We start from the raw sequence: 693 nt of genomic DNA, 5'->3' as shown, positions 1-693 counted from the left end.
GGTGTTCGAGGCGGGCACGGTCGCGGCGGCGGATGTCGCGATCGACGCCGCGACGCGCGCCATCGTCACCAACCCGCTGCTCGAGAAGGTGGCGGGCGAGGCGGGGAAGGGCGCGGTCGCCGCGCGGCGGATGCTGATGCTGGCGCGGGCCGCCGCGCGTGCCTGCCGCATCCTGCCGCCGCGCTGACGCGCGTCGCGGGATGGACTGACGCGGGGCGCGGCGCGAAGCTCGCCGCGACGCCGCACCGAGGAGCGCGATGAGTCGCCGCTGGCTTCCCGTCCCGATGCTGCTCTGGCCCTTCCTGCCGAGCGGCCCGTTCCTGGTCCTCAAGATCGTCTTCTGGCTGGTGGTCGCTGCCGGCCTCTGGAACGTCTTCATCGGCGACATCGACGCCTTCGAAGCCGAGACCGGCCTCTTCGACTTCATCGGCACGATGATCATCAACGGGATCGTCGCGATCATCGGCCTGCTGGCCGCCTTCTGGGCGGCGTCGCTGTTCTTCCCACGCAGTTGGGGCGAGAAGGCGGGTCCGCTCGGCGCCATCCTCGCCGCGCTCGTCGCGCTGTTCTGCTTCCGCGTCCTCTGGACCGGCGGCGTCTGACGGGCGAGGCCGCCGCGGTCGCTACGGCGGCGTGTGGCCGAAGCCGCGGCGGAGCAGCGCGACGAGCCGCGACTCCCGCCGCCGCGCCGCC

Annotated in this window: 2 protein-coding genes; both read left to right on the top strand. The window is 73.4% G+C overall.

Annotated elements, in window-relative coordinates:
* Positions 1-187: hypothetical protein (locus L2I40_RS24060; protein WP_237217858.1), on the top strand; the 187-nt coding region annotated here is incomplete at its 5' end.
* 70 nt (positions 188-257) lie between these two features.
* Positions 258-602: a hypothetical protein gene (locus tag L2I40_RS24055; protein WP_237217857.1), complete on the top strand. Its 345-nt coding sequence runs from the start codon at positions 258-260 to the stop codon at positions 600-602.
* Positions 603-693 lie beyond the last annotated feature (91 nt).

It is taken from the genome of Falsiroseomonas oryziterrae (assembly GCF_021864505.1).
GTDB lineage: Bacteria > Pseudomonadota > Alphaproteobacteria > Acetobacterales > Acetobacteraceae > Falsiroseomonas > Falsiroseomonas oryziterrae.
Note: the sequence above shows the minus strand (reverse complement) of the source record. Positions and strands in the feature narration are given on the sequence as shown.

Excerpts from the sequence above, each read along its gene's own strand:
- L2I40_RS24055 (WP_237217857.1), top strand. The coding sequence starts at position 258 with ATGAGTCGCCGCTGGCTTCCCGTCCCGATGCTGCTCTGGCCCTTCCTG.